Origin of the sequence: Nitratireductor sp. L15S-10 (assembly GCF_045011005.1) — a bacterium.
In the GTDB taxonomy this organism is placed as follows: domain Bacteria; phylum Pseudomonadota; class Alphaproteobacteria; order Rhizobiales; family Rhizobiaceae; genus Nitratireductor.
In genome coordinates this window covers 2,626,460-2,652,631 of the sequence record NZ_CP120674.1, presented here as the reverse complement: position 1 = coordinate 2,652,631, position 26,172 = coordinate 2,626,460, and the positions used below count along the sequence as shown (strand labels likewise).

Below are 26,172 nucleotides of genomic sequence, written 5' to 3'. Positions count from 1 at the left end.
ATGATTCTGACTGGAGGTCAGAACATGAAACTCAAGAGCCTTCTGATTGGCTCCGCAGCTCTCGCAGCTGCTGCGACCGGCGCAAAAGCGGCCGACCCGATCGTCGTCCCCGAGCCGGAGCCGATGGAATATGTGCGCGTTTGCGACGTTTACGGCGCAGGCTTCTTCTACATCCCCGGCACCGAGACCTGCCTGAAGATCGGCGGCTACGTTCGCTACCAGATCGACTGGTCCGACAGCGATGATACCGCTTTTGGTTTCCCGGGTAATATCTCCCTCGACTCCGATGACGACTGGGACACCGGTGGCTGGCGTAAGCTGGCACGTGCCAACCTGACCATCGATGCTCGTTCCGAGACCGAATATGGTACGCTCGGCGGCTTCTTTGAGGCTCGCGCTGATGCCTATTCCGGTTATTCGCAGCTCAGCATTCCTGCTCCGCTTGATAAAGTCGGCAACGGCATCAAGAAGGGCTTCTATCTGAACCAGGCCTACATCACTCTTGGCGGCTTCTTCCTCGGTTACAAGACCACGATCTTCGACCAGGGCATGGCTGGCGAGTACGATGCTGGTGGCTTCGATTCCTCCATCCACACGCTGGGCTACACCTTTGTGCCGGGCAATGGCGTTTCGGTCTCGATCGCTCTTGAAGAGAACGATTACAACTACGACTACACGCCGAACGTTGTTGGTAAGGTCGGTGTCAGCCAGGGTTGGGGTTCGCTCGCAGCATTCGCAGCATACGACGCGACGGCTGAAGAGTGGGGCCTGAAGGGCTATGCGAGCATCAAAGCGACGCAGCAGCTCACCCTTGAACTGCTTGCCACGTATTTCTCCGATGGCAGCCTCTACAGCAATGGCTACGACTACTCTGTCGGCGGTCATCTGAAGTACGCAGCTTCGCCCAAGCTGGCAATCGGCTTCGGCGGTCAGTACTTCGGCGACAAGCACGGCACGAGCGCTGATGACTGGGCAATCGGTGGTGTAATCGACTACCAGCTGGTCGAGAACCTCGATACGAAGATCGCCATCAACTACAAGGACGGCGACAGCTACGACGACGGCGCATTCAGCGGCTTCTTCCGCATCACGCGGGGCTTCTAAGGAAGCGTCAGTATAAATATCGGAACCCGGCAGAGAAATCTGCCGGGTTTTGGCTTTGAAGACCTCGCTGGTAGCGGGCGCGTCAGGCGCAAATGCTTCGGGTGACAGGGTTTAGCGGGATCTTCAACCAGGCTCTCTCAAGGGCGAGTTCGACTGTTTTCTTTGAAAACTCCAGGAAGGAGAAACCATTACCCGCCGTCAGGGGCTCATAAGGGCGGGGCCATAAGTAAGTGACAAAAATGCTTTTTTTTCTGGACTGGCCTAAGTCGCGAGTGCTAGTCCCCTTTGTTGGGGACAATAACAACTTGGGGAACTCGAGAATTTCTATCTCGAAGGGGTGGTTCACAACTCAGAATTTTACCGAACACGCATTTGACATAAACGCCCGGGACGTGACCTGACATGGGGGCGGTCAACAGTCCTGATGGCGATTGGGGCCTTTCCAGGTCTCGCTATTCCGTCACGTTCGGTAACGAGCACTTGCGTCTCGTTTCTGAGTACAGTTTAAAAGAACTCTTTGCAAAGTATGGAGACATACTTTGGGAACCTGGCACGCATAAATACAATGTCACCTTCTTCATCGGAGAGCTGGACGAGCTCCTGTTGGGGAAACGTTTCAGTACATTCGAGCAAAGTCTGCTCGATGAACTGATCGGAAAATTGCGCGCCCGCGGAAACAGCAACGCGACCATCAATCGAAAGATGGCCGCGCTTAGCAAGCTTCTGCGGAAAGCGCATAAGATGGGTGACATACATAGCCTGCCGGAATTCCGGCGCCAGAAGGAGCGCTCAGGGCGCATCCGTTTCCTCTCCTGCAATGAAGAAGAGATGCTGTTTGCCGCAATTCGCCGGCGCAGCGAGGATGCCTGGCGGCTTTCGGTTTTTCTGGTCGACACGGGCTGCCGTCTGGGTGAGGCCATCGGTCTGACTTGGAATGATGTCGGTGAGGGACGGGCCAGCTTCTGGATCACCAAGTCCGCGCGCGCGCGCTCAGTTCCTTTGACCAAGCGCGCGCAGAAAGTGACAGACATCCCCAAAGATGGCCAAAAGGGACCTTTCGCCATGCTTCGGCAGGCGCAATACCGGGTCATCTGGAATGAGGCCAAGGCGGAAATAGGTTTGTCGCAAGACGCCCAGGTGGTGCCGCATGTGTTGCGCCATACCTGTGCGTCACGTCTTGTTCAGGGCGGCATTGATCTGCGCCGCGTGCAGATGTGGCTTGGCCACCAGACCCTGACCATGACCATGCGTTATGCGCATCTGGCAACAGGTGATCTGGACCCGTGCGTTGGAGTTTTGGAGCGTTGTTCCAAACCTGCAACCACCAGGCGTGCATAGGATCCACGGGCTCCACGGGCTCCGGGCCGTCATGCTTCGGCTTTCGTCGGGCAAGCCGTATTGTGATCACCCCTATGGAACGGAGGCAGAAGAATGCCTTCGTTCCTCTCGGGTTTGAAGGGATTTTTCCGCCCGCCTGATAAAGGCCGAGATTTCCCTGGGCAGGCTGCCGGTTTCAAGAAGCGGTGCATGGCCCTGACCGGGCACCACGATTTGCTGCATTGTCGGATGCCGCGTGGCCATTTCTTCGAGGGTTCGGCTCGAAAGAAGACGGGAGTTTTCTCCGCGAACGGTCAGGAGCGGGGTGGCAGCCAACCCATCGAAAAGCGGCCAGAGGGCGGGCAAAGGCCTGTTCAGATTAATTGCTTTGAGCGGTTTCAACAGGTTTGGATCAAAGTCGGTGCGCAGGCGCCCCTGTTCCTCTTTGTAGAGCGCTGCAGTAAACCGCTCCCAGTCGTCTTCATTCAATGCCGGAAAAGCTTCACCATGAACGGTTTTCTGGATTTTGATCGCCTCGTCCAGCGTAGCAGGTTTGGGCGAGCGTTGAAGATAAGCGCGAATCTGCGCGAGGCCGTCTCCTTCCACAACCGGACCGATGTCGTTGAGCACCACGGCCTTGATGAGGGTGGGGCGAGAGCCTGCAAGGGTCATGATAATGAGCCCGCCGCGCGAGGTGCCGATGAACGCCGCATGTTCTACCCCGAGTGCGACAAGTCCTGAAATGATGTCAGCGGCCTCCACAGCCACGTCGTAGCGCCGCCAGTCCCGGTCATAGTCGGAAAGGCCGCGTCCGCGATAATCGAAAGCAATAACCTTTCGTCCCTCGGTCTCATGGGTGGAGAGTTTTTTTGCCAACGCGTGAAAGTCCCGGGCATTGCGTGTCAGGCCAGGCAGGCACACAACCGGCAGGCCCGGATTGCCTTCGCCGTAGACGCGTGCATGCAGCTTCAAGCCATCCTGCGCCGAATAAAACACATCGCGAAATCCGTCTTCAGCCACCATATCCTCCCGCAGGCGCCCAGCCCCCAACCCAGTCAACAGCTCTGAACGTAGCGCATTTTGGTCAAATGGACCGAATTGATCTTTGTGCGGAGGTGCATCTTGTACACGATTGAGTTTGGATGCCTGGATGCTGTGCGGGGAACACGCAGTTTGGCCCGCAGAGGCCTTCAACCTCCGGCGGAGAGGTCCGTAAGGACATCGAACCGGCCGGTAAGGCGCATCTTGTAGACCTGCAGGTTCTCCATCACCCTTTGAACATAGTTTCGCGTCTCCGAGTAGGGGATGCGTTCGATCCAGTCGACCACGTCCTCCACAGGCTTTCCACGAGGATCCCCATAACGCTCCATCCATTCGCCAGCTCGGCTCGGGCCGGCATTATAACCCGCAAAGGTGAGGATGTAGGACCCGTTGAATCGTGAAAGCTGCTCTTCCAGATACGCAGCACCCAGAGTGGCGTTATAGCTTGGATCATTGGTCAGGCGCGCCCGAGAATAGGGAAGGCCGCTCTTGCGCGCCATCTCCCGGGCCGTTGCTGGCATGAGCTGAAGCAGGCCGCGGGCACCGGCCGGCGAAACGGCGGTGGCATTGAACTCGGTTTCCTGCCGGGCAATTGCATAAGCGAGCGCTTGACGGGCGGAGGGGATGGAAGCGGCTTCCGGGATTGCGCCCACCGGATGCGCAAGCGCGCCGATCTCCAGCCCCCTGCCTCCCGCGATCTTCCCGACCCGCAGCGCTGTTGTGTAGTCACCGCGAGCCTCGGCCATGCGGGCAAGCAGGGTCAGTTCGCCCGGTTGATCCAGTGTTTCCGCGAGTTTCCGATAAAGGCTGCCTGCGCGCCACACATGGTTGGTCTGCTCGAGGCTCTGGATCGCGCGCACCATTTCCCGGGCGGAAAAATGGCGGCGATCCTCATCCGTAGGTTCCGGCGCCTCGGCCGCGAGCGTGGTCCGGCCAAGCCTGGCGGTGGCAAGCTGCCCATAGAACGTGGCGCCGAAGCGTGCTGCTTCTTCGTAATGGGCGGCTGCGTTACCGGGACCTCCAGCGTCCGCTGCCCGTCCCAGCCAGTAATTGGCCCGAGCATTCGAGATCGGCCCTTCGGCGATGGCAGCAATCTGCGCAAAATGAGACGCAGCCTTCGCGGGGTCTTTCAGCGCGCGCAGAGCATACCAGCCTGCATGAAATTCTGCATCTGCTGCACGGGAAGGGCTCTCGGCAGAGTGGGCGGCGGCAAGTTTATAGGCGGTCTCGGCGTCTCCGATATCAAGAAGCTCGCGTGAGAGTACGCGTCGCTCCACCCACCATTCGTCGGGATCAATCAGGCGTTCCGCGTCCCGCGGCGCGGTCAGCATCAGCTTTGCGGCCTCTTCGAACCGTTCTGCGCGACGCAGGAAGCGTGCTTTGGCAAAAATGTATCCAGCACTGCGCTCCGTCTCTGGCACTGCATCGAGTAGGGCCTCTGCATTCCTGTCGCCGCGGATCACCGCAGCCCACGCCTTGGTCAGCGCTTTGCCCCCGGCCCGCGCGGCAACCCGCTCGGCCGAGCGCACCCGTGCTTCGTACAGCATTCGTTCCATACGAACCCGGTGATCCGCTTCCGAAAGCTGGTCGTCGAAAGCGCTCAGAAATGACGTTTCGCTAGAAGCATCAAGCTTGGCCCGACGCCAGAATCCGGAAACGAGCGCGCGCGCTTCCTCGTTTTTTCCCAGCGACAGATAAGACTGGGCAAGCACAACGGTACCCTCGAAAGTGACAGGACCCGCGTCGCCGAGCAGGCTTACCACGACCTGTGGACGTTGATTTTCACGGTAGAGTGCACGCTCCGCATGTTCACGCAGCGTGAGCATGCCTGGCCAGTCCTTCAATTCCTTGGCGGTTGCGGCGATCTCAGCGCTCGAAAACGTTTCGCTCGCCGAAAGCGCAAGCGCCCAGGTCAGAATTCGCCGCTCGAGACTTTTCTCCTTCATGTGATCGCGAAGCGTGCGGGCGGTTGCAGGGTCGCCGACAGAAAGCGCATCGAGCCCCGCGATCAACGCGCGCTGATTGGCAGATTGTCCACCCGGAGCGCTCATCACGTTCGGTCGAAGAGCCGCCGCGTTCGTCAGCGCATCGATAGCGGCTGCGGGCGAATTGACGGCGTCTGGACGTGCGAAGGGGATCGGGCCAAAATCCGGAAGGGACTGAGCCATGGCCAAGGGCGAGACTGAAAAAAGAAGGAGCGAAGCAAACGCCGCCTTTATCGTCATACGCAAACGTCCTGAATATTGGAGCTGATTGGCCGTCAGCACGGTCCAAAACAGACTTTGTCATTGCAAGATGGAGCAAAGCCTGCGGATGCTGGCGTAACACACCATCTTTACAGGATTCTTGCGGGCAAGAGATGGCAAGACTATGGTGCGCCGCCTGATCTTCGGTTAGAAGCATCCGGCGCCGGCTCGGGCTGGCACCGCACCATTAAATTCATTCAGGAGTTCGACATCATGTTCAGGGGGTCTCTCACAGCGCTTGTGACACCGTTTGCCAAGGATGGCAGCCTGGACAAAAAAGCGTTTCGCGAACTCGTTGAATGGCAGATTGCGGAAGGCAGCAACGGGCTCGTGCCGGTTGGTACGACTGGCGAATCTCCAACGCTCACGCATGAGGAGCACCGCGAAGTTGTCCGGATCTGCGTCGAAGCTGCTCAGGGCCGTGTTCCGGTCATCGCTGGCGCCGGCTCCAATTCGACTCGTGAGGCAATCGCATTGGCAAGGTTTGCCGAAGAGGTGAAGGCCGACGCGGCACTGGTGGTCACGCCGTATTACAACAAGCCGACACAGGCTGGGCTATATGAGCATTTTGCCGCCGTCGCCCGCGCCACGAGTTTGCCCATTATCATCTATAATATCCCTCCGCGTTCTGTCATAGACATGACACCGGAGACCATGGGGCGTCTGGCGAAGGATTTTTCCAACATCGTCGGCGTTAAGGATGCAACGGCGAAGGTGGACCGGGTCTCCGAGCAGCGTATGACCTGCGGCAAGGATTTCATTCAGCTTTCGGGTGAGGACGCGTCGGCTCTCGGGTTCAATGCGCATGGCGGGGTGGGGTGCATCTCGGTCACGGCCAATGTCGCACCGCGTCTGTGTGCCGAATTCCAGGCAGCCACACTTGCCAACGACAAGGAAAAGGCGCTCGAGCTACAGGATCGGCTGATGCCGCTCCACAAGGCGATCTTTATTGAGCCCGGGCTTTGCGGGGCAAAATACGCTCTCTCGCGCCTGGGTCGTGTCGAAAATACTGTGCGATCGCCGCTTGTGACGATCGAAGCCTCGACGGCAGAGCGCATCGATGCTGCCATGCAGCATGCAGGGCTTTTGAACTGACGCATTTGTAGCCGGGGAAGGCTCCTGGCGTCGCACAAATGCGGTGAAACGAAAGGGCGCGTCTCTGGCCGCCCCAGGAAAGCGGGAGCGCTGCGGCGCTTCCGGCGCATTTGGAACTGATGGCAAAAGACAAGAATCCCAACCTCAAGACGATTGCCGAAAACCGCAAGGCGCGCTTCTCTTACGAGGTGCTCGACACGCTGGAAGCCGGTATCGTCCTGACAGGAACCGAAGTGAAATCGCTGCGCGATGGGCATTCGAATATCCAGGAAGCTTACGCTTCCATCGAGGATGGCGAGTGCTGGCTGATCAATTCCTATATCCAGGAGTATTCGGCCGGGAACCGTTTCAACCACGAGCCTCGCCGCAGGCGCAAATTACTGGTGTCAAAGCGTGAACTGTCGCGTCTGGCGCAGTCGATTGAGCGCGAAGGCATGACGCTTGTGCCCCTGCGTCTCTATTTCAATCCGCGCGGACTGGCGAAGCTTCAGATTGCCGTGGCACGTGGCAAGAAGCTGCACGACAAGCGCGAAACAGCCAAGAAACGCGACTGGAACCGTGAAAAAGCAAGGCTTCTCAAACAGCATGGCTGAGCAGGCCGGTGCTGCGTCTGAGGCGGATTCTATTTATTCAGAAACGCACGGATGTCACGGAAAACACTTATGAACATCTCTTCGGTCAATCGACCGGTATTCGTGTTGTATCGTGAGCAGTGATAACTTGAGAAAATCGAGAGTCCACCGAGTGACTGTTCTCCGCCATGCGTGAATGGATAGGCGGCCACACGTCCACCAAGGGCCCGAACGGTCGACTGATGGGCGATCACCCCAAGCGTTAGAACTGCTCTCAGATTCTTGAAGTGTTTCAGTGTCGGCGTAAAGAAATGCTGGCGGCAGGTGTTGATCTCGGCCCCGACCGGCTTGTTCTCCGGCGGAACGCAGCGCACGGCGTTGATGATCGCTGTATCGACGAGGGACAGATTATCATCAGGCCGCGCTTCGTACTCGCCCTTGGCGAAGCCGAATGTCTTCAGCGTACTGTAGAGTAGGTCTCCAGCGTAGTCGCCTGTAAAAGGCCGCCCCGTTTTGTTGGCACCGCGAAGACCGGGAGCCAGACCGACGATGAGAAGCGTAACCGCGTCGTGACCGCCCTCAGGCAGGAAGGTGGGCACCGGTGCATTGTGCCACTCAGGCTCGCGCACACGCCAGTCGGCAATGAACTGGTGGAGGCGCGGGCAGAGAGGACAGTCGCGGGGCGGCTCGGTTTCAAGCGCCGGGACACGTGTCATAGATCGTCGAAGGTCTCGTCTGTATCGTCGTCAGGTTCCGCCTTGCGGGAAGGCCGTTCGCTTGTTGCACGGCCAACTTCCTCGCGCAATGTCGACAGATCGATGAAATTATCCGCCTGCCGCCGCAGATCGTCAGCGATCATCGGCGGCTGGGACTGGATTGTGGACACGACACTCACCTTGCGCCCCTTGCGCTGCAGGGCGTCAACCAGGGTGCGGAAGTCACCGTCTCCGGAGAATATCACATAATGGTCAACCACGTCGCTGAGCTCCAGCGCGTCAATTGCCAGCTCGATATCCATATTGCCCTTGATCTTCCGGCGCCCGGCGGAGTCGGTGAATTCTTTGGCCGGCTTGGTAACGACCTTATAGCCGTTGTAGTCCAGCCAATCGATAAGAGGACGAATGGAGGAATACTCCTGATCTTCCACAAGCGCAGTGTAATAGTAGGCACGCAAGAGATACCCACGTTCCTGGAAATTGCTCAGGAGCTTTCGATAGTCAATGTCGAATCCTAAAGCTCTCGACGTGGCATACAGATTGGCGCCATCAATGAAGAGAGCAATTTTTTCACGCGGATCAAACATCGACAAAAATCCTGTTTCAAATAAACGTTCAGCGCTCAAATGGATGGTCTGGGACGGGAAATCGCCCGACAAAGCCATCTCTTATAAGGAAATAGCGCTGGAATATGATTGTTCCAACGAATATATAAATTCGTTATAAATACAAGCGTGCGAGAGACATGCTGCACAATCACACCCACGCCGCATTTCCGTGTTGATCGGAAAGCGAGTGTTGCGTGCTGGCCTTGAATTTTATGGTGCGGCAGGCTATTGACGCGCTGGATTTCCTTGCAGATTTACGCATGAAAGGGGCACTGAATGGCCCGTGTGACCGTTGAAGACTGTATCGACAAAGTCGATAACCGCTTTGAGCTCGTGCTTCTGGCAGGGCATCGTGCCCGTCAGATTTCACAGGGCGAGGCGATCACCGTCGACCGCGATAACGACAAGAACCCTGTCGTTGCGCTGCGCGAGATCGCTGAGGAGACCCTCTCTCCCGGCGATCTTAAAGAAGATTTGATCCATTCTCTGCAGAAGCATGTAGAAGTGGATGAGCCTGAGGCCGATCTTCCCGAGATCACTGAACCGACCGCAACCTCTGTCGAGGGTGGTGCCGATCAGCCGGAAGAAGAGATCTCCTTCGACCGTATGACCGAGGAGGACCTTCTCGCCGGTATTGAAGGCCTGGTGCCGCCGGAAAAAAGCGACGACTTCTGATCGATACGGATGTTCGGCACTGCATTCTCTTCCTTGCCGAAACATTCCTGCCTATCTTAAACATGCGCCGTGAATCTCGCGGCGCATGTTTTGCTTTGCGTAGATAATAACAACAAGAACGAGGAAGCCGCCCATGATGCGTCAATACGAGCTTGTCGAGCGTGTCCAGCGCTACAAGCCGGACGTCAATGAGGCGCTGCTCAACAAGGCCTATGTCTACGCAATGCAGAAGCATGGCCATCAGCGCCGTGCCTCTGGCGACCCGTATTTCTCACACCCCCTCGAAGTCGCGGCCATCCTCACCGACATGCATCTGGACGAGGCGACGATCGCGGTCGCCCTGTTGCACGACACCATTGAGGACACGAGCGCCACGCGGGCAGAGATCGACGAACTCTTCGGACCAGATATTGGCAAGCTGGTTGAGGGGCTGACCAAGTTGAAGCGCCTCGATCTTGTATCGAAGAAGGCGCATCAGGCGGAGAACCTGCGCAAGCTTTTGCTTGCGATCTCGGAGGATGTCCGCGTCCTTCTGGTCAAGCTCGCCGACCGCCTGCACAACATGCGCACACTGGATCATGTGCCTGAGCACAAGCGCCTGCGGATCGCGGAGGAGACGATGGATATCTATGCGCCGCTTGCCGGTCGCATGGGCATGCAGGATATGCGCGAAGAGCTTGAGGAATTGGCCTTCCGGCATATCAATCCGGAGGCTTTCCGCGCGGTCACTGAGCGGCTTGCTGAGTTTTTTGAGCGCAATCGCGGGGTCATCAAGGCGATTGAAGAGGCTCTGTCACATCTCTTCACCGAGCACCATATCGAATCGACTGTGAAAAGCCGCCAGAAGAAGCCCTGGTCGGTTTTCCGCAAGATGGAGACCAAGGCGCTTTCCTTCGAACAACTGTCCGACATTTTCGGCTTCCGCGTGCTCGTGGACGATGTTGAGGATTGCTACCGCGCTCTGGGTGTCATTCACTCCACCTGGTCGATGGTGCCGGGCCGCTTCAAGGACTACATTTCGACGCCCAAACAGAACGATTATCGCTCGATCCATACCACCATTGTCGGCCCGTCCCGTCAGCGTGTTGAACTGCAGATTCGCACCTACGAGATGCACCGCATTGCAGAATACGGTGTGGCCGCTCACTCGATTTACAAGGACTTCGGTGGCAAGGTGAACGGCGCCGATCACCGCATCTCGCGTGATACCAATGCTTACGCCTGGCTCCGGCGCACCATTGAGGCGCTTTCCGAAGGCGACACACCTGAAGACTTCCTCGAAAACACCAAGCTGGAACTGTTCCAGGACCAGGTGTTCTGCTTTACGCCCAAAGGGCGGTTGATCGCCCTTCCGCGTGGAGCAACGCCCATCGACTTTGCCTATGCGGTCCACACCGAGGTGGGCGACACCTGTGTCGGCGCGAAGGTGAACGGGCGCATCATGCCGCTCATGACCGAATTAAAGAACGGCGACGAGGTGGAGATCATCCGTTCCAAGGCGCAGGTGCCGCCGGCAGCCTGGGAATCTGTCGTGGTGACGGGCAAGGCACGCGCGGCCATCCGCCGTGCGACCCGGAATGCCATCCGCAAGCAATATTCCGGCCTTGGAGCGCGCATTCTGGAGCGCGCTTTCGAGCGAGCGGGGAAGGGCTTCTCCAGAGATGCTCTTAAACCGGTGCTTCATCGCCTCGGACGTCAGGATGTGGAGGATGTCCTGGCGGCTGTCGGTCGCGGCGAGCTTTCCTCCCAGGACGTGGTGCGCGCTGTGTTCCCCGACTACAAGGACGAGCGCGTGACCCAGGCTCCGAAAGAGCGTGAGGAGGGCTGGTTCAATCTGCGCAATGCAGCTGGCATGCTGTTTCAGATCCCTGGCCGCTCCTCACGCAAAGCCAAGCGCACCAAAGCCGGTGGGGTTCCGGTAGAAAAGGGTGCGGGCGGAGCCCTGCCTATCCGCGGCGTTTCGGGAGATCTCCCCGTCAGTTTCGCCCCGGAAGGCGCAGTCCCGGGTGATCGTATTGTCGGCATTCTTCATCCGGGGTCGGGCATCACCATTTATCCCATACAGTCACCCGCGCTGACCGCGTTCGATGATCAGCCCGAACGTTGGATCGACGTGCGTTGGGACATTGATGAGCACATGAAGGAGCGGTTTCCGGTCCGCATGTCTGTAACAGCGATCAACGAGCCCGGCTCGCTGGCAGAGATCGCGCAGGTGATCGCATCGAATGACGCCAACATCCACACATTGGCCATGGAGCGAACGGCCCCGGATTTCACCGAAATGCTGTTCGATCTGGAAGTGTGGGACCTGAAACACCTCACCCGTCTTGTCTCGCAGCTGAAAGAGATCAGTTGCGTGAGCGATGCCCATCGGGTGAATGGATAGGAAACCCCTCAGGCGGAAGCCCTATCTGATACCAGACTTCGACAGATCGGAGTGCCGCCTCATCCCAAATGAGTAGCCTGCAAACGACCCGAGTGAATTGACCAGCTCGCGGCGCGGCGCAAACATCCTGAATGCGCAGCGTTCAGATAAAATCGTCTTTGCCGATATTGAGAGGTGGACTGGCCACTCTCATCCTGCTCGCCCTTGTGCTGTTTCCTTTTGGCGGCGTGCATCCGCATGTTGCACCGCAGGCCGTTGCAGGCGGTCTCTCCTCCGATCACGCAGTTTCCTACGCGCAGGGTCATGCCCATGGGCATGACGATGAACGTGCCCATGAGCACAACGATAGTGATGGCGAAGCTTCGCGAAACGAAGCGGCAGGCGCAGAGTGCTGCATGTTCCATTGCATGCCGCTGGCCAGCCTGAAATACGAGCAATTGTCCGATTCGCGGTTTGCCCCATGTTTCGCTGCGAGCTCGATGCTTGCTCTCAGTTCCAGCCTTTCTGAAAAGCCGCGCAAACCACCCCGCTCATAGCTCTCCTGAACAGTCTCGACCATGCGCGCCGGCATGCCGGTGCCTGATGCTTCCCTCATAAGGCGTTGGCCATGGCGCGTGGCGAGTGCACGTTACTCGTGTTCAAGAGAGGTTGACATGAAAGCCCTACTGCATTTCGACGGTGGGAGGATCAAGCGTTTCGCCCAACCGTTCCATTCGGCATTGTCGAAGCTTCATCTCGTCGCCCGCCGCGCCGAATTGACCGGTGCTTATCCGGATCGAAAAAGCGCCGTAAGAGCAGCGCCCCGCTGGGCGTTGACCGATTATGATCATGAAGAAGTCGTCCCCGTCGCGCTCGACAAGATGAGCCGGATCATCGACTGGGATTATCCCGTCCTGTTCTGGCTTGAGCGCGAGTTGCGGGCGCGGGAAGGGCACCCCATTCGCTTGCTGGACGCTGGAGGGCATGTTGGAACGAAATACCGTGCTTTCCGCAACCTGATCGATCTCTCCAGCGTGCAATGGCAGGTCTACGAGCTGCCCTCGATGGTGAAGGCCGGTCGGGACATGGCGCGCGCGGAAGGCCTCGGGCCTCAGCTTTCCTTCTGCGATACCTTCTCCGACATCAGGGAAGTCGACATATTGCTGTGTTCCGGTCTGCTACAGTATCTGGACATCCCGTTCGCCGATTTCGTGAGCAATTTGCCTAAGCGCCCGCAGGTGATTCTCCTCAACAAGGTGGCGTTGCGGGAAGGACCGTCCATCTACACGCTGCAGCGTGGAGGGCCGACTTTCTTGCCTTACCACATCCGCAGCAAGCATCAGTTTCTGGCGGACCTGGACGCTCTGGGCTATCGCATCGTCGATAGCTGGCGCATTCAATACCTGGCTCACAGAGTGGCCAGCCACCCGGAACTGGGCTGGAGCGAGAGTCGTGGATACATGCTCCTGCGTAAAGACCTGGCGCGCGGCGCGCGTGAACCGGTCGAACCGGCAATGGCGAAAGCGGGGTGAACTGATGCGCCCCAATTCCGCCGTTTCGCTTGATTAGTTCTTTCGTGTTTCCTGCTGTTTCGGCGGGAAACACGATTATTAACCCGTTTCCCTTGCCCCGTCCGACCGAGCTTGCCTATATCGAACCAAAGACATGTCCAAGGGAACCCGTCGTTAAGAGAACGGGCTCTAGGATTTTGTTGGTTGGGGGAAGCCTGGTTGCTGTTGGGGGTGCTGCGTAGCCGCGATGTTGTTTCGACGTAGAAAACCTGCGGATCTCTGGGAGAGGGCGCGGACCATGGTCTGGCCGCGACGCTCATTCTGGCGCTCCGCACAATATTTCGTCAAACGCGCTTTGCGGTTGACGGCAACGCCTCATGCCATCGCTGCAGGCATTGCTGCCGGTGTGTTCGCGTCGTTCACGCCCTTCATGGGTTTTCATTTCTTCATCGCCGCGGGCCTGGCCTGGTGCATCGGTGGAAACCTCGTGGCATCGGCCATCGGCACAGCCGTTGGCAATCCGCTAACATTTCCGTTTATATGGGGAGCCACGCTCGAAACGGGGCGCCTCATCCTGTACGGTAGAGAACTGTCGCACGGCGCTCCGATCCATCTCGGTAAGATGCTGCGACATCTCGAATTTTCGCAGCTCTGGGAGCCGCTGATCAAGCCGATGTCCGTTGGCGCGCTGCCTCTGGGCATTTTCTTCGCCTTGGTATTTTACTTCGTGACACGCTGGGCCACGTTCACCTTCCGTGAGCAGCGCCGCAAGCGCCTCGCCGAGCGGGCGCGCCGCAAGGCTGGCCGGCAAGCCTTCGATGCAAGGACTGCGACAAGTTCATGATTATCGGTATTGGAAGCGACCTGATCGACATCCGTCGGATCGAAAGGACACTCGAACGCTATGGGGAACGTTTTACCCAGCGTGTGTTTACAGAGGTTGAGCGGGCAAAGTCCGAAAGGCGCCGTGAACGCGCGGCTTCCTACGCGAAGCGCTTCGCGGCCAAGGAGGCATGCTCAAAGGCACTCGGCACCGGCATTGCACGTGGCGTGTTCTGGCGCGAAATGGGTGTCGTGAACCTCCCCGGCGGAAAACCGACAATGGAACTGTCAGGCAAAGCCAGGACGAGGCTTGAGGGCATGACACCTGCAGGCATGAAAGCGCTGGTTCATTTGACCATCACTGACGACTATCCCCTGGCTCAGGCATTTGTGATCATAGAAGCGGTTCCCGACAACGGGAGCTAATGCCGAAAACTGCGCACGGGTTGTGCTGTCGCATTGCCGCCGCCTTTCTGGCGCGATAAGACCGTCCCGAAACACTCGAACCGAGGACATGATGAGCGTGGCTGACAAGACGAAGAAGAAATCGGGCGGCGTGGGCGAAACTGTCAATGTGATCGTCCAGGCCTTGATCCTCGCACTGGTCATCCGTACCTTCCTGTTTCAGCCATTCTCCATCCCGTCAGGTTCCATGCGTCCGACCCTCCTTGAGGGTGATTACCTGTTCGTCACCAAGTGGGCCTACGGTTATTCGCGTCATTCTCTCCCGTTTTCACCACCGCTCTTTTCCGGTCGCATCTGGGGTGCGGAGCCGGAACGCGGTGATGTGGTTGTCTTCAAGTTTCCGCCCAATCCATCCATTGATTATATCAAGCGCGTGGTTGGTCTGCCTGGCGATAAGATCCAGATGCGAGAGGGAGCTCTCTACATCAACGACAAGGCCGTAGAGCGCGAGAAGATTGGTGAAATCAATGATCCCGACATTACCGAGATGGATCGCCCGGTCGACGTTTACCGGGAGACACTGCCCAATGGTGTATCTTACGAGACGTTGGATTTGACCGCGAACGGGATCGGCGACAACACGCGCGAATTCATCGTCCCCGAAGGGCATTATTTCATGATGGGGGACAATCGCGACAACTCTGCCGACAGCCGGTTTTCAGTCGGTTTTGTGCCTGCCGAAAACCTTGTCGGTCGCGCCAATATCATTTTCTTCTCCATCGCTGGTGGTGCGAGCCCGTTGGAAATCTGGCGCTGGCCGAGCGAAGTGCGCCCATGGCGCATCTTCGACTGGGTAGACTAGAGTTGTCAGGATCATGACTGCCAAGCGCCCCCGTGGTCCGGAGCTCGTCAAAGCGGTAGCCGGTTGCACCGGATTTGACTTCAAGAATGCCGCCCTGGTCGAAGAAGCGATGACCCATGCCAGTGCCCGTGGGCGCTCGGGTGTCGATTATCAGCGGCTTGAGTTTCTCGGCGACCGGGTTTTGGGACTTGCCGTGGCGGAACTGCTCTACGAGAGCTTCCCGAAAGCACCTGAAGGCGAACTTTCGGTGCGGCTCAATGCGCTCGTGAATGCCGAGACGTTGGCGGAGGTCGCCGACGATATGAAGATCAGCCCGCTCATCAGAATGGGTAGCGATCTGCGTAGCGCGGCGACCCGCAAGCAAATTAACTTGCGTGCGGACGTGATGGAAGCACTGATTGCGGTGGTCTATCTTGAGGGCGGCATCGACGCGGCACGCAGCTTCGTGCGCAATCACTGGAGAACCCGGGCTCAGGCTGAAGGCGCTGATCGCCGTGATCCCAAGACCGCTCTGCAGGAATGGGCTCACCAGGTTGCCGGTGTCACGCCAGGCTATACTGTGGAGGACCGGGAGGGGCCTGATCATGATCCGGTCTTCTCTGTGTCTGTTAGAATTAAGGGATACAAGCCCGCGCACGGTACGGGCCGTTCCAAACGAGAGGCCGAACAGGCCGCCGCCATCGGCATGCTGGAGCGTGAAGGTGTGTGGCAGAGCAATGAGAGCACATGATGAGTGAAGACGTTCCCACAGCCGATGCACAGGATGAGACCCGGTCCGGGTTTGTAGCTTTGATCGGCGCTCCCAATGCGGGCAAGTCGACACTGCTCAATCAACTGGTCGGCGCCAAAGTGTCTATTGTCACGCACAAGGTGCAGACAACACGCGCCATCGTTCGCGGCATTGCTACCCACGAGAATGCGCAGATCGTGTTCATTGACACGCCCGGCATTTTCAATCCGCGCCGCACGCTCGACCGAGCCATGGTGACGACCGCCTGGGGCGGCGCCAAGGATGCCGATATTGTGGCTCTGCTTATCGATGCCGAGCGCGGGATCAAGGGCGATGCCGCCGCAATTCTCGAGAAGCTCAAGGATGTGGCGCAACCGAAGATTCTGATCCTGAACAAGATTGATCGTGTGAAACGCGAAACCCTGCTGGAACTCGCTGCCCGGGCCAATGAAGCGGTGGAGTTCGAGCGTACCTTCATGATCTCCGCCTTGCAGGGGTCGGGCTGCAACGATCTTCTCGCCCATCTTTCCGAGAGGCTGCCCAAAGGTCCCTGGTATTATCCGGAAGATCAGCTATCCGATTTGCCGATGCGTCAGCTCGCAGCGGAAATCACACGCGAGAAGCTCTTCCTGCGACTGCACCAGGAATTGCCCTATGCAATCCACGTCGAAACCGAGAAGTGGGAAGAGCGCAAGGACGGCTCCGTGCGTATCGACCAGGTGGTTTATGTGGAGCGCGACAGTCAGAAGAAAATCGTGCTCGGTCACAAAGGCGCGGCCATTCGTGCCGTGGGGCAGGCCGCCCGTGAGGAATTGGCGGGGATTCTCGAGCAGAAGGTTCATCTCTTTCTGTTCGTGAAAGTGCGGGAAGGTTGGGGCAACGATCCTGAACGCTTCCGCGAAATGGGACTTGAATTCCCCGGTTGAGGGAAGGACAGCGACCGCATGGAATGGCGCGACGAAGGGATAATTCTAGGCGCCAGAAAGCATGGCGAGACGAGCGTCGTCCTCGAAACGATGACTGCTTCCCATGGGCGTCATCTGGGACTTGTAAAAGGCGGCCGCTCGCGGCGCATGCAGCCCCTTCTACAGCCGGGAAATCGTGTTGACCTGGTGTGGCGGGCCCGCCTTGAGGAGCATCTGGGTACGTTTCAGGTCGAGCCGCTGGAGTTAAACGCCGCCCGTCTTCTAGCCTCGGCGCTGGCCGTTCACGGCATACAGCTTTTGGGTGCGCATCTGCGCCTCATGCCCGAGCGCGACGCCCATGCGGGCCTGTATGAGGCGATAAAAGTCATCACCGAGCATCTGGACGAGCCTGAAATTGCTGGTCCGTTGATGGTACGCTTTGAATTGGCGATGCTTGAGGAACTGGGTTTCGGGCTCGATCTGACAAGATGCGCGCTGACGGGGAGCCGACAGAGCCTTGCTTATGTATCGCCGAAGTCGGGTCGCGCGGTAACAGAGGAAGCGGGATTTCCCTGGCGGGACAGGCTCTTGCCCCTGCCGCGTTTTCTTACAGCCCAGACGCGAACGGAGGCTTCGCCGGCTGCGTTGAAGGACGCGTATCGCCTGACGGGCTTTTTCCTTCACCGGAACGTCTATGAACCCCGCGGTATGGAAGAACCGGTTTCGCGGGGCGGCTTTCTTGCCGCTCTCGCCCGCAGCGCAGCAGGGGCTATGGGCTGAGCTTGCTACTCGGCAGGGGCAAGGGAAGGACGCGTTACCGCGGCTTCCTTGATTGGCCAGTGTACCAAAGCAGCAAACAGACCAAGCAACACTCCCAGCCACCAGACCGGGTCGTAGCTTCCAAACAGGTCGTAGAGATAGCCGCCCAGCCAAACGCCTAGGAATGAGCCGACCTGGTGTGAAAAGAACACGACCCCGCCCAGAAGCCCCAGATGGCCCGTCCCGAACATGATCGCCACCAGCGAATTGGTCGGCGGCACCGTGGACAGCCACAAGAGTCCCATGACTATGGCGAAGATGATCACGCTTGTGGGCGTTTGCGGGAGCAGTAGAAACGCCGTCACGGCGATTGATCGCGCGATGTAGATCAGGGCCAGAAAACCGGGCTTGGAATAGTGCTGGCCGATATAGCCCGAAGCGAGTGAACCGATAATGTTGAAGAAGCCGATCAGGGCCAGCGCCACGACCGCATAGCGTGCATCGATGCCTATATCGCCGATATAGGCGGGGAAATGCGCGGTGATGAACGCGACCTGAAAGCCGCAGACGAAAAAGCCCGAGACCAGCAGCACGAAGCTGCGATGCGCGAAAGCCTCCCGCAGCGCTTCGCCGATGGTCTGCTTGAAGGTCTCAACACTGTTGCGCGCTGTCGCGGCATTGCCGACCAGAGGAATTGCCAAAAGCGGAACGATCAACATCGCTACGCTCATGTAGACCAGTGTGTCGGACCAGCCGAACGCGTCTATCAGGCCCTGGCTTATAGGAGCAAAAATAAACATGCCCGCAGAGCCCGAAGCAGTCGCGAGACCAAAGATCAGGCTGCGCTTCTCGGCAGGAACGCTACGGGCGAATGCAGCAAGAATGATACCGAAGGAACCGCCGGCCACGCCCAGGCCGACAAGCACACCGCCGCCGATATGCAGCATGGCTTCGTGGGTGGGCATGGACATCATTAGCAGTCCAAGAGCGTAAAGCACTGCCGAAAGGGCAAGTACGCGCCAGGTGCCGAACCGATCTGCCACAGCGCCAAAAATAGGCTGCCCGATACCCCAGAGGAGGTTTTGGATCGCCATCGCAAGCCCGAAAGTGGTGCGGTCCCAGCCTGTCTCGGCCAGCAGCGGCAACTGGAAAAAACCCATCGCGGAGCGTGGCCCGAAATTAAGGGCTGCAATCAGGCAACCGCAGATGACGACCGCCCAGGGAAACGAAACGGGGGTGGCCGCACGGGCCGGGCTTTGCTGTATCATGTCGCCTTCATGCGCTTTTATTGGCGCCTCGATTTGGAAATCCGCCCATGAGAGTAGCCGATGCGGCATTTCAGAGATAACGACAAATTGTGCATCTTCGATCAGTTTTTCTTATGATTGGCGCGGCGGCCGGGAATAAATGCCTTTAGGCAGCCGTTGATCGGACAGGAACAGTGTCCCGTGAAAGGCGGGCGGGTGCATGGACGGCAAGAGGGAAGCGATTGTACGCGAGATTCCGGCGCTTCGACGCTACGCGCGAGCACTGCTGCGCGATGCGGAAGCGGCTGATGATCTCGTGCAGGATTGCCTGGAACGGGCGTTCTCACGGCTTGAAAACTGGCAGACGGGCACATCGCCCCGGCGATGGTTGTTCACCCTGATGCACAACCTCTTTGTTGATGGTCTGCGGGCGCGCAAGCGCAGGAACGAACTCGCCTCGGCTTCAATCGCCGATATCCCGGCGTCGGCCAGCACACCGGAACAGAATGGCGTTCTCGATCTTCATGACGTTCTCGACGCATTGCAGGAGGTCAGTCCCGACCGCCGCGCAGCGATACTTTTGGTCGGGGTGGAGGGGATGAGTTACGCCGAGGCTGCTGACGTCTTGGACATCCCCACAGGAACACTCATGTCGCGTGTGGCGCGCGGACGACAGGATCTGCGCGAAGTACTCGATCTCGCGCGGCGTCGGCGCATTCTCAAGGCGGTGCAGTGATGACAGGTCGCAGCTTTGATGAGAGGGATATTCATCTTGCACTCGATGGCGAACTGCCTCGGGAGGATCTGCCGGCGTACGAGGCCTGGCTGGAAACCAGGGCCGATATGCGAGCTTTAAGCGCACGCTACGTGTCTGATCGGGCGGTCCTGCGCGAAGCACTGGCGAAGTTGAGTAGCGAAGACGTGCCGCACCGCCTGCAGGGCAATATGGTAACCGTTGATCGTGCGACGAAAGGCGCTCGGCACATGACGCTTCGCCGCCTCGTTGCTGCTGCTGTTGTCTGCATAGTGGCTGGCGCAGCAGGCGGCTTCTGGGTAGGGCGGCAACAATTCGTCACCGGCGAGACACTTGCTGCGTTGGATGTGGTCGGCGAGGCAGTCGCCGCTCACCAGGTTTATGCGGCAGAAAAACTGCATGTCGTCGAGGTCGGCGCCAGCGAGCGCAGCCATCTGGTCGGCTGGCTTTCCAACAGGGTCGGCACCGAGCTCATCGCCCCCGACCTGCAGGCCGAAGGCTTTGATCTCATGGGCGGTCGGCTGCTGCCATCGGGGGGGAAGGCCGCCGCTCAGTTGATGTATGAAGATGAGGCTGGTGAGCGTATTTCACTCTATGTAGCCCATTGCGTAAAGGGCGAGGATACGGGCTTTAGGCTCTTCGAAGACGAGGGCGGACGCGCGTTCTATTGGCAGGAAAAAGGGTTTGCATACACCGTGGCGGGCTCAATCGACGAGAAGCGTCTCCTGCAACTTGCGAACGTCACCTACCGGCAATTGCTTGCCGGTAGGTGAGGACTGCAATCAGCTCTTGGTCGTACCTTTCTTCGAACCCGACGCGTTTTGCGTCTCGGTCTGCAGTGGAAGGTAGTGGACGTCCCGCTGCGGGAAGGGGATCGAAATGCCCTTTTCGTCAAATGCCTTCTTGGCTGCCTTGGTCAAATCGAGGCGGGTCTGCCACCAGTCGGACGTCGTGGTCCAGTAGCGCAGCGTGATGTTCACGGCACTGTCTCCAAGCTCCGACACAAAAGTGGCTGGCTCCTGATCGCTCAGAATGCGGTCGTCGGCCGTGGCCAGTTCGAGCATCGTTTTCTGTGCCAGGTCGATATCGTCATCGTAACCGATGCCGATCACAAGGTCGTTGCGGCGTCGCGGATTGCGAGAATAATTGGTGACGGACGTGTTCCACAGAGAACTGTTCGGCGCGAGAATGTACAGGCCATCAACGGTCTTCATCTCAGTCGCAAACAGACCAATGGTCTGGATAGTCCCCGAGATGCCGCTTGCCTCCACGTATTCACCCACGCGGAAAGGCTTCAGAACGAGGAGCATGATGCCGGCGGCGACGTTCTGCAGCGTGCCTTGAAGGGCGAGGCCGATCGCCAGACCAGCTGCGCCGAGAGCGGCGATAATGCTTGCGGTCTGAACGCCGAACTGCGCCAGAACGGTGACGCCCACCAGAACCAGCACCGCGTAGCGTGCAATCTTTGAAAGAAAACTGGTAAGCGTGACATCGAAAGAGGGAAAGCGATCGAGCGCGCTCCGCACCCAGTTTTCCACCATCCCCGCGACAATAAAGCCGGCGATGATGAGAATGATGGCGCCGAGAATCGAGAAGGCGTAAGATACGGCAAATTCGCTGACCTGGGCCAAAGCTGCCTGGGCAGCTGTCATGAGGTTCTCAGTTTGCATTTCCATGTTAGGGAATGTCTCCGTTCCGTGTTTGTCGTTGCCGGCCTTCAGGGGACGGTTCCAACCCATTTGCCGCGCTTGAAGCGCGAGGGATTGGCAGGGCAGGCGACCGGTCGCAACTGCCCGATTGGTTTCGAGTGTCTAGCAATCCCGGCCTGGTGCTGCAAATCGGGGTGCCGGCATCTCTCTGCTGCGCTTGTGATCGCGCGCATCTCGCCCGGAGCCTTGCATGCCGATTGACGTTCGTCCCGCCGGTTTTGCCGATCTCGACACTCTGGTTGCAATTGAGAACGCAGCCTTTTCGGGCGACAAGCTCTCGAGGCGCTCTCTTCGGCGTCTGATTGGTTCCAGGACGGCCATTGTAGGCGCGGCCGGGGAGCGAGGGGTGATTCTCGGCTATGCGCTGGCCCTGACCCGCCGGAGGAGTGGTGTCGCGCGGCTTTATTCTATAGCCGTGGCCCCGGAGGAAACCGGAAAAGGGGTGGCTGCGTTGTTGTTGCATTATGTCGAGAACGCGGCGTACCGGCGAGGGTTCCATACGATGCGGCTTGAAGTGAGGTCAGACAACAAACCGGCCATCCGGCTTTATGAAAAGACGGGATATCGTAGCTTCGCCCAGTATGAGAATTACTATCATGACGGTATGAGTGCATTGCGCTATCAGAAATCGCTCTGCGCATTGAACATGGAGAACGGCCCCAAATGAGTTGGGTCATCCTGACTGGCAAAAAAGGCGATCTCGACGAGACTGCCACACCCTACAAGATCATTACCAATCGCGACTATCTGGCCCACCCGGCGTTGTTCCGCGGGCAGCGCCCCAAGGTTATCAATCTCTCATCCAGCTATGCTTATCAAAGCCGCGGCTACTATGCTTCGCTGCTTGCCAGTTCCCGTGGCCATCGCGTGATCCCCTCGGTCGAGACCATGATCGACCTCTCCGCGCGCAAGCTCTACGAGAATGCCCTTCCGGAACTGGAACAGGCCCTGAATCGCTGCCGCGGTGAATTGGGGGGAAGCTTTCCCTCAAGCGTCAGCATCTTTTTCGGCATAGGGCCCGAAAAAGCCTGGGAACGCTTCGCCAAGCTTCTTTTCGACTGGTTTCGCGCGCCCGCGCTGGAAGTCGTCATCAAGGACGGCGAATGGGCCACCATCACGCGCATCGGGTTTCGTTCCCTTTCGAGAATGAACGCGGACGAGAAGGAACGCTTCACGGCATCGCTTCACACCTACACGAGCCGGCAATGGCGCGACGGCCGCACCCGCGTACCGGCTCGCTATGGGTTCGCCACTCTCATCGACCCGAGAGAGGAACTGCCACCGTCAAGCGTGGCCTCGCTCAGGCATTGGTCGCGCATAGCCGCAAGGATGGGAGTTGAAGTAGAGCCGATCACCAAAAGGGATCTGCCGCGCCTGGCAAACTTCGATGCCCTGTTCATCCGCGAGACGACATCGATTTCCAACCACACATACAGGTTCGCAAGGCGTGCCCAGCAGGAGGGGATGCCGGTTATCGACGACCCCCTGTCGATGATCCGCTGCACGAACAAGGTTTATCTCAACGAATTGATGGCGACGCACCGGGTGCCCGTTCCGCCGACAATGATGATCGCCGGCACCGCCGACCTCGAACGCGCCGCCGATCTGCTAGGCTTCCCTCTGGTTCTCAAGACGCCGGACAGCTCTTTTTCACGCGGTGTGAAGAAAGCAGCGAACATGACGGAGCTCAAGGCTCTGGCGACGACGTGGCTTGAGGACTCCGATCTTCTGATCGCGCAGAAATTTCTGCCCACGTCCTTCGACTGGCGTATCGGCGTACTCGATGGGAGGCCTCTCTTTTCCGTGCAGTACCTGATGGCCAAAAAACACTGGCAGATCGTCAACCACGAACGGCAGGGGCGTCCGGATGAAGGAGGTTTCCGCTCTTTCACCTTGGCCGACACTCCCTCAGACGTGCTCGAGATCGCGGTTCGCGCGGCACGCTGCATCGGCAATGGCCTCTACGGTGTCGATCTTAAGGCCACGCCGGAAGGGGTTTATGTCATTGAGGTCAACGACAACCCCAATCTCGACCATGGGTGCGAAGACGCTGGGGAGAAGGACGCCGTCTGGACAAGCCTTACACAGTGGTTCATCGACCGGCTGGAAAGGTAGAGCTCTCGTTTCGGCGTCCTTCGGGTATCTCAATCAGGGATCGAGACACTCACTCCTTTCTTTCCAAGGGTCTTGTTGATGGCTTCGGTTAGCGCTGAGCGAGATTTCTGCCAGCCCTCGCTTCTGGTCCAGAACCGAAGTGTCAATTGCGAGGTCCCGCCATCGATAGCCGAAAAGAGTGTCTCGGCATCGGGCTTCTTCAAAACGCTCTTTTCTGCAGCGAGGATTTTCAAAAGCCCTGTTTGCACCTGCTCGGGGCTTAGGCCGTCGCCAACGTCAATCTGAAGTTCCAGCCTGCGAGCCTTGTTTCGGGAATGGTTGATGATGGCCGCATTCCAAAGCGTGCTGTTGGGAGCGAACACGATCAGCCCGTCGTCGGTATTCAATTCCGTTGCAAAAAGCCCCAGCGTGCTGACGGTCCCGGATATTCCGTTCGCAAATACATGCTCGTCCACCTCGAAGGGGCGCAAAATCAGAAGCATCACGCCGGCCGCGATATTCTGAAGTGTTCCCTGAAGGGCGAGCCCGACCGCGAGACCGATAGCGCCAAGCGCGGCAATGATGCTGGCGGTCGGAACACCAAGCTGGGTCAGCGCCGCGACGCTGGAAAGGGCCATAACGGTGTATTTGGCAAGAACAGAAAGAAATGACGTTAAAGTCGCGTCGAAAGAGAAGATCTTGCTGAGTGTGTTGCGCACCCAGCGCTCCAGCATTTTGGCGGCGATAATGCCGATCACCAAGAGGGCGCAGGCCCCGAGTAAGGTGGGCCCGTAAGTCAGCGCGAAATCAGTGATGTAATCGAGCGTCGCATCCGCGGTGTGGATAAGGTGTTCAGCTTGCTTTTCCATGTTCCGAACATCTCCGTGGCGTGTTCAGGGTTTCCATTTCGAGAAACCGAAGCACCGCCCCGTCGACGTTCTCATCTGCACAGAAGATCTATCTGGAAGATCAGAAGCGTTAAACTGCGTCAGTTTGAATGATGCGTTTAGCAAAGAAAATTGAGTTACAAAAGTATATATATAATATAATTTTACTGCGTTGAGATATATTTCATGAGGGAAAATATTTAAATTAAAATACGAAAAACAAACTACAAATACGTTAAATTTTTTCTCCTCTCGCCTCTTCTATCATTTTAAAGCGGTCGAGAAACTTTGTCTGCGCCAGTTTGGGGGGATGAGGTTGAATCCGCAACTCCTCCTGTGACATTCCGCGTGGGCGGCCGAAAAGTTTGGCGGCTTCCGTGACACCAAAGCCTGCCAGTTGCGTCGCCTCATAAAATGCCGCGATCTGGTCAGCGCGCTTTATCGCTTTCTTAAGCTTTTGCGGCAGATCTGGAGCCAGGGTGAAACGCAGGTGGATGGCGCGCTGCAGCCGTTTTTCGACCGACTTGTAATCATCGCCCAGCGTAGCCTTGAAGGGGGATATCATATCTCCGATCACATATTCTGGAGCGTCATGCAGCAGCGCCGCCATCGAGCACTCGGGTGTGACGTCAGGCGTTGTCCGACGGAAGATGTCCTCCACCAGAAGGGAGTGTTGGGCGACAGAATAGGCGTGGTCACCCTCGGTCTGCCCGTTCCACCGGGCAACGCGCGCAAGGCCATGTGCAATGTCGCTGATCTCGATGTCGAGCGGTGACGGGTCGAGAAGATCGAGGCGGCGACCGGAAAGCATCCGTTGCCACGCGCGCGGAGGAGCGGCTTTGGGCGACGCCGGCATCAACCCGCCTCGTCCGAACTCACGGGAAAGGTGAAACTCGCCCATTGCGGTATAGCGAACGTCACGGCGGTCTGGTCCGCCAGAACTGGAATCGAGGCATCCATGGCCTCCTTGACTTTATCGATCCGCACGATAGCCAAAGCCTTGGAGCCGGCAACGGTGCCGAGGGTGCCGACGATTTTTCCGTCGGCGCGCAAATCGGTGCCTGGCGGAGGCAGATCCGCGGCACCGCTTGCGGTCAGTAGCCGCCGGCGGGCTGTACCCCGATGGTGCATCCGCGACACCACTTCCTGTCCGACATAGCAGCCCTTCTTCAGCCCGACACCGCCATTCTGGTCGTACAGCACATCGTGTGGAAAGGCGTCACCCAAAGCGAAGTCGCGGCCGCTTTCAGCAACGGCATGGGCAATTCTCAGTTCATCCCAGCGCATCTTGTGGCTGTCTGCATCAGGCGTGTCGCCATAGTGGCGCCGAACGTTCAGGTTTTTGTCAAAACGTCCGTCGATCGGAGTTGATTCACTTTCTGAAGGACTGGAATCAGTTTCCCATGATACAGCGATAGATCTTTGTTTTATATCGGAAATATCGACCTTTGCGCGAAGCCTGTAGAGTGTCAGCCGCTTCACCAGGTCTGCAGCGACATCCGCCCGGCATTCAATGCGTAACACGTCGCTGCCGGCGCGGGAGATAAGGAAATCGAACAGGATCTTGCCCTGCGGCATGAGCAGGGCGCCCGGGCGGCATTCGCCGTTCTGGAGCGCCGAAAGGTCCGTTGTGATCACATTCTGGAGGAAATGTTCAGCCTCGGGTCCCTGCAGATGAATGAGGGCACGTTCGTCGAGATGGCAGATCGGCATGGCTGGTCCGGCAAGATGAGGAGGTCGTCCGCTTC

Annotated in this window: 27 protein-coding genes; 17 read left to right on the top strand and 10 right to left on the bottom strand. The window is 58.2% G+C overall.

All coding sequences use genetic code 11. The annotated features are described in order from the left end of the window. Nucleotides 1-24: 24 nt before the first annotated feature. Nucleotides 25-1,104: a porin gene (locus P2W41_RS12725; protein ID WP_404933320.1), complete on the top strand. Its 1,080-nt coding sequence runs from the start codon at nucleotides 25-27 to the stop codon at nucleotides 1,102-1,104. 402 nt (nucleotides 1,105-1,506) lie between these two features. Then, nucleotides 1,507-2,442 carry a site-specific integrase gene (locus tag P2W41_RS12720; protein WP_292893434.1) on the top strand — a complete coding sequence of 312 codons (936 nt, stop codon included), beginning with the start codon at nucleotides 1,507-1,509 and terminating at the stop codon, nucleotides 2,440-2,442. 72 nt (nucleotides 2,443-2,514) lie between these two features. Here P2W41_RS12720 and P2W41_RS12715 read toward each other — a convergent pair whose 3' ends face one another. Then, nucleotides 2,515-3,444, bottom strand: coding sequence for an alpha/beta fold hydrolase (locus tag P2W41_RS12715; RefSeq protein WP_404934978.1), 930 nt, complete (start codon nucleotides 3,442-3,444; stop codon nucleotides 2,515-2,517). A 167-nt stretch (nucleotides 3,445-3,611) separates the two neighbouring features. Then, the gene (locus P2W41_RS12710) at nucleotides 3,612-5,687 is read right to left on the bottom strand and encodes a transglycosylase SLT domain-containing protein (RefSeq protein WP_404933319.1); all 2,076 of its coding nucleotides are present in this window, start codon (nucleotides 5,685-5,687) and stop codon (nucleotides 3,612-3,614) included. Nucleotides 5,688-5,921: 234 nt separating this feature from the next. Between P2W41_RS12710 and dapA the strand changes: the two genes are divergently transcribed. Together dapA and smpB are read left to right on the top strand one after the other, a co-directional pair. Beyond that, nucleotides 5,922-6,803 carry a 4-hydroxy-tetrahydrodipicolinate synthase gene (gene dapA / locus P2W41_RS12705; protein WP_292893443.1) on the top strand — a complete coding sequence of 294 codons (882 nt, stop codon included), beginning with the start codon at nucleotides 5,922-5,924 and terminating at the stop codon, nucleotides 6,801-6,803. 119 nt (nucleotides 6,804-6,922) lie between these two features. Next, nucleotides 6,923-7,396, top strand: coding sequence for an SsrA-binding protein SmpB (gene smpB / locus P2W41_RS12700; protein ID WP_292893446.1), 474 nt, complete (start codon nucleotides 6,923-6,925; stop codon nucleotides 7,394-7,396). A 29-nt stretch (nucleotides 7,397-7,425) separates the two neighbouring features. Here the strand turns inward: smpB and P2W41_RS12695 are convergent, their stop codons facing one another. Then, on the bottom strand, nucleotides 7,426-8,091 hold the full coding sequence (locus P2W41_RS12695) for a uracil-DNA glycosylase (protein WP_292893449.1): 666 nt from the start codon (nucleotides 8,089-8,091) through the stop codon (nucleotides 7,426-7,428). Further along, nucleotides 8,088-8,678, bottom strand: a complete 591-nt coding sequence (locus P2W41_RS12690) for an NYN domain-containing protein (protein WP_292900095.1) — start codon at nucleotides 8,676-8,678, stop codon at nucleotides 8,088-8,090. The genes P2W41_RS12695 and P2W41_RS12690 overlap by 4 nt, the downstream gene beginning before the upstream one ends. 297 nt (nucleotides 8,679-8,975) lie before the next feature. Here P2W41_RS12690 and rpoZ point away from each other — a divergent pair, with 297 nt between their 5' ends. Together rpoZ and P2W41_RS12680 are read left to right on the top strand one after the other, a co-directional pair. After that, nucleotides 8,976-9,374: a DNA-directed RNA polymerase subunit omega gene (gene rpoZ, locus P2W41_RS12685; protein WP_292893452.1), complete on the top strand. Its 399-nt coding sequence runs from the start codon at nucleotides 8,976-8,978 to the stop codon at nucleotides 9,372-9,374. A 133-nt stretch (nucleotides 9,375-9,507) separates the two neighbouring features. Continuing rightward, entirely contained in the window at nucleotides 9,508-11,760 is a 2,253-nt protein-coding gene (locus P2W41_RS12680) for a bifunctional (p)ppGpp synthetase/guanosine-3',5'-bis(diphosphate) 3'-pyrophosphohydrolase (protein ID WP_292893455.1), read from the top strand. 59 nt (nucleotides 11,761-11,819) lie between these two features. On the opposite strand, the gene P2W41_RS12675 is transcribed toward P2W41_RS12680, so the two are convergent. Continuing rightward, nucleotides 11,820-12,197 carry a hypothetical protein gene (locus P2W41_RS12675; protein WP_404933318.1) on the bottom strand — a complete coding sequence of 126 codons (378 nt, stop codon included), beginning with the start codon at nucleotides 12,195-12,197 and terminating at the stop codon, nucleotides 11,820-11,822. 120 nt (nucleotides 12,198-12,317) lie between these two features. On the opposite strand from P2W41_RS12675, the gene P2W41_RS12670 reads away from it, so the two are divergent. From P2W41_RS12670 to recO, 7 genes are all read left to right on the top strand, one after another. Beyond that, on the top strand, nucleotides 12,318-13,271 hold the full coding sequence (locus P2W41_RS12670) for a methyltransferase, TIGR04325 family (RefSeq protein WP_404933317.1): 954 nt from the start codon (nucleotides 12,318-12,320) through the stop codon (nucleotides 13,269-13,271). 226 nt (nucleotides 13,272-13,497) lie between these two features. Further along, a complete protein-coding gene (locus tag P2W41_RS12665; RefSeq protein ID WP_404933316.1) occupies nucleotides 13,498-14,094 on the top strand; it encodes a DUF2062 domain-containing protein in 597 nt (198 codons plus the stop codon). Further along, on the top strand, nucleotides 14,091-14,498 hold the full coding sequence (acpS, locus tag P2W41_RS12660; RefSeq protein ID WP_292893467.1) for a holo-ACP synthase: 408 nt from the start codon (nucleotides 14,091-14,093) through the stop codon (nucleotides 14,496-14,498). Before P2W41_RS12665 ends, acpS begins: the two co-directional genes overlap by 4 nt. 91 nt (nucleotides 14,499-14,589) lie before the next feature. Then, the gene (lepB, locus tag P2W41_RS12655) at nucleotides 14,590-15,339 is read left to right on the top strand and encodes a signal peptidase I (protein ID WP_292900097.1); all 750 of its coding nucleotides are present in this window, start codon (nucleotides 14,590-14,592) and stop codon (nucleotides 15,337-15,339) included. A gap of 13 nt (nucleotides 15,340-15,352) precedes the next feature. Beyond that, nucleotides 15,353-16,069 (top strand): ribonuclease III, encoded by a 717-nt coding sequence (rnc, locus tag P2W41_RS12650; RefSeq protein WP_292893469.1) that lies wholly within the window; start codon nucleotides 15,353-15,355, stop codon nucleotides 16,067-16,069. Beyond that, complete coding sequence (gene era / locus P2W41_RS12645) at nucleotides 16,069-16,995, top strand: GTPase Era (protein WP_404933315.1); 927 nt, start codon at nucleotides 16,069-16,071, stop codon at nucleotides 16,993-16,995. The genes rnc and era overlap by 1 nt, the downstream gene beginning before the upstream one ends. An 18-nt stretch (nucleotides 16,996-17,013) precedes the next feature. Next, entirely contained in the window at nucleotides 17,014-17,754 is a 741-nt protein-coding gene (recO, locus tag P2W41_RS12640) for a DNA repair protein RecO (protein ID WP_292893472.1), read from the top strand. Nucleotides 17,755-17,759: 5 nt separating this feature from the next. Here the strand turns inward: recO and P2W41_RS12635 are convergent, their stop codons facing one another. Next, the gene (locus P2W41_RS12635) at nucleotides 17,760-19,001 is read right to left on the bottom strand and encodes an MFS transporter (protein ID WP_292893475.1); all 1,242 of its coding nucleotides are present in this window, start codon (nucleotides 18,999-19,001) and stop codon (nucleotides 17,760-17,762) included. Nucleotides 19,002-19,200: 199 nt separating this feature from the next. On the opposite strand from P2W41_RS12635, the gene P2W41_RS12630 reads away from it, so the two are divergent. Both P2W41_RS12630 and P2W41_RS12625 read left to right on the top strand, forming a co-directional pair. Beyond that, the gene (locus P2W41_RS12630; RefSeq protein ID WP_292893478.1) at nucleotides 19,201-19,716 is read left to right on the top strand and encodes a sigma-70 family RNA polymerase sigma factor; all 516 of its coding nucleotides are present in this window, start codon (nucleotides 19,201-19,203) and stop codon (nucleotides 19,714-19,716) included. Then, a complete protein-coding gene (locus P2W41_RS12625) occupies nucleotides 19,716-20,507 on the top strand; it encodes an anti-sigma factor (RefSeq protein WP_292893481.1) in 792 nt (263 codons plus the stop codon). The genes P2W41_RS12630 and P2W41_RS12625 overlap by 1 nt, the downstream gene beginning before the upstream one ends. Before the next feature lie 9 nt (nucleotides 20,508-20,516). Here the strand turns inward: P2W41_RS12625 and P2W41_RS12620 are convergent, their stop codons facing one another. Then, nucleotides 20,517-21,410 (bottom strand): mechanosensitive ion channel family protein, encoded by an 894-nt coding sequence (locus tag P2W41_RS12620; protein WP_404933313.1) that lies wholly within the window; start codon nucleotides 21,408-21,410, stop codon nucleotides 20,517-20,519. A 223-nt stretch (nucleotides 21,411-21,633) separates the two neighbouring features. On the opposite strand from P2W41_RS12620, the gene P2W41_RS12615 reads away from it, so the two are divergent. Further along, on the top strand, nucleotides 21,634-22,110 hold the full coding sequence (locus P2W41_RS12615) for an N-acetyltransferase (protein WP_292893486.1): 477 nt from the start codon (nucleotides 21,634-21,636) through the stop codon (nucleotides 22,108-22,110). Further along, nucleotides 22,107-23,558 carry a RimK family protein gene (locus P2W41_RS12610; RefSeq protein WP_404933312.1) on the top strand — a complete coding sequence of 484 codons (1,452 nt, stop codon included), beginning with the start codon at nucleotides 22,107-22,109 and terminating at the stop codon, nucleotides 23,556-23,558. The genes P2W41_RS12615 and P2W41_RS12610 overlap by 4 nt, the downstream gene beginning before the upstream one ends. Nucleotides 23,559-23,587: 29 nt before the next feature. Here P2W41_RS12610 and P2W41_RS12605 read toward each other — a convergent pair whose 3' ends face one another. From P2W41_RS12605 to P2W41_RS12595, 3 genes are all read right to left on the bottom strand, one after another. Further along, nucleotides 23,588-24,406, bottom strand: a complete 819-nt coding sequence (locus tag P2W41_RS12605; RefSeq protein WP_292893492.1) for a mechanosensitive ion channel family protein — start codon at nucleotides 24,404-24,406, stop codon at nucleotides 23,588-23,590. A 253-nt stretch (nucleotides 24,407-24,659) separates the two neighbouring features. Beyond that, nucleotides 24,660-25,280 carry a YfbR-like 5'-deoxynucleotidase gene (locus tag P2W41_RS12600; RefSeq protein WP_404933311.1) on the bottom strand — a complete coding sequence of 207 codons (621 nt, stop codon included), beginning with the start codon at nucleotides 25,278-25,280 and terminating at the stop codon, nucleotides 24,660-24,662. Continuing rightward, nucleotides 25,280-26,137: a YgfZ/GcvT domain-containing protein gene (locus P2W41_RS12595; protein ID WP_404933310.1), complete on the bottom strand. Its 858-nt coding sequence runs from the start codon at nucleotides 26,135-26,137 to the stop codon at nucleotides 25,280-25,282. Before P2W41_RS12595 ends, P2W41_RS12600 begins: the two co-directional genes overlap by 1 nt. Between the last annotated feature and the right edge of the window lie 35 nt (nucleotides 26,138-26,172).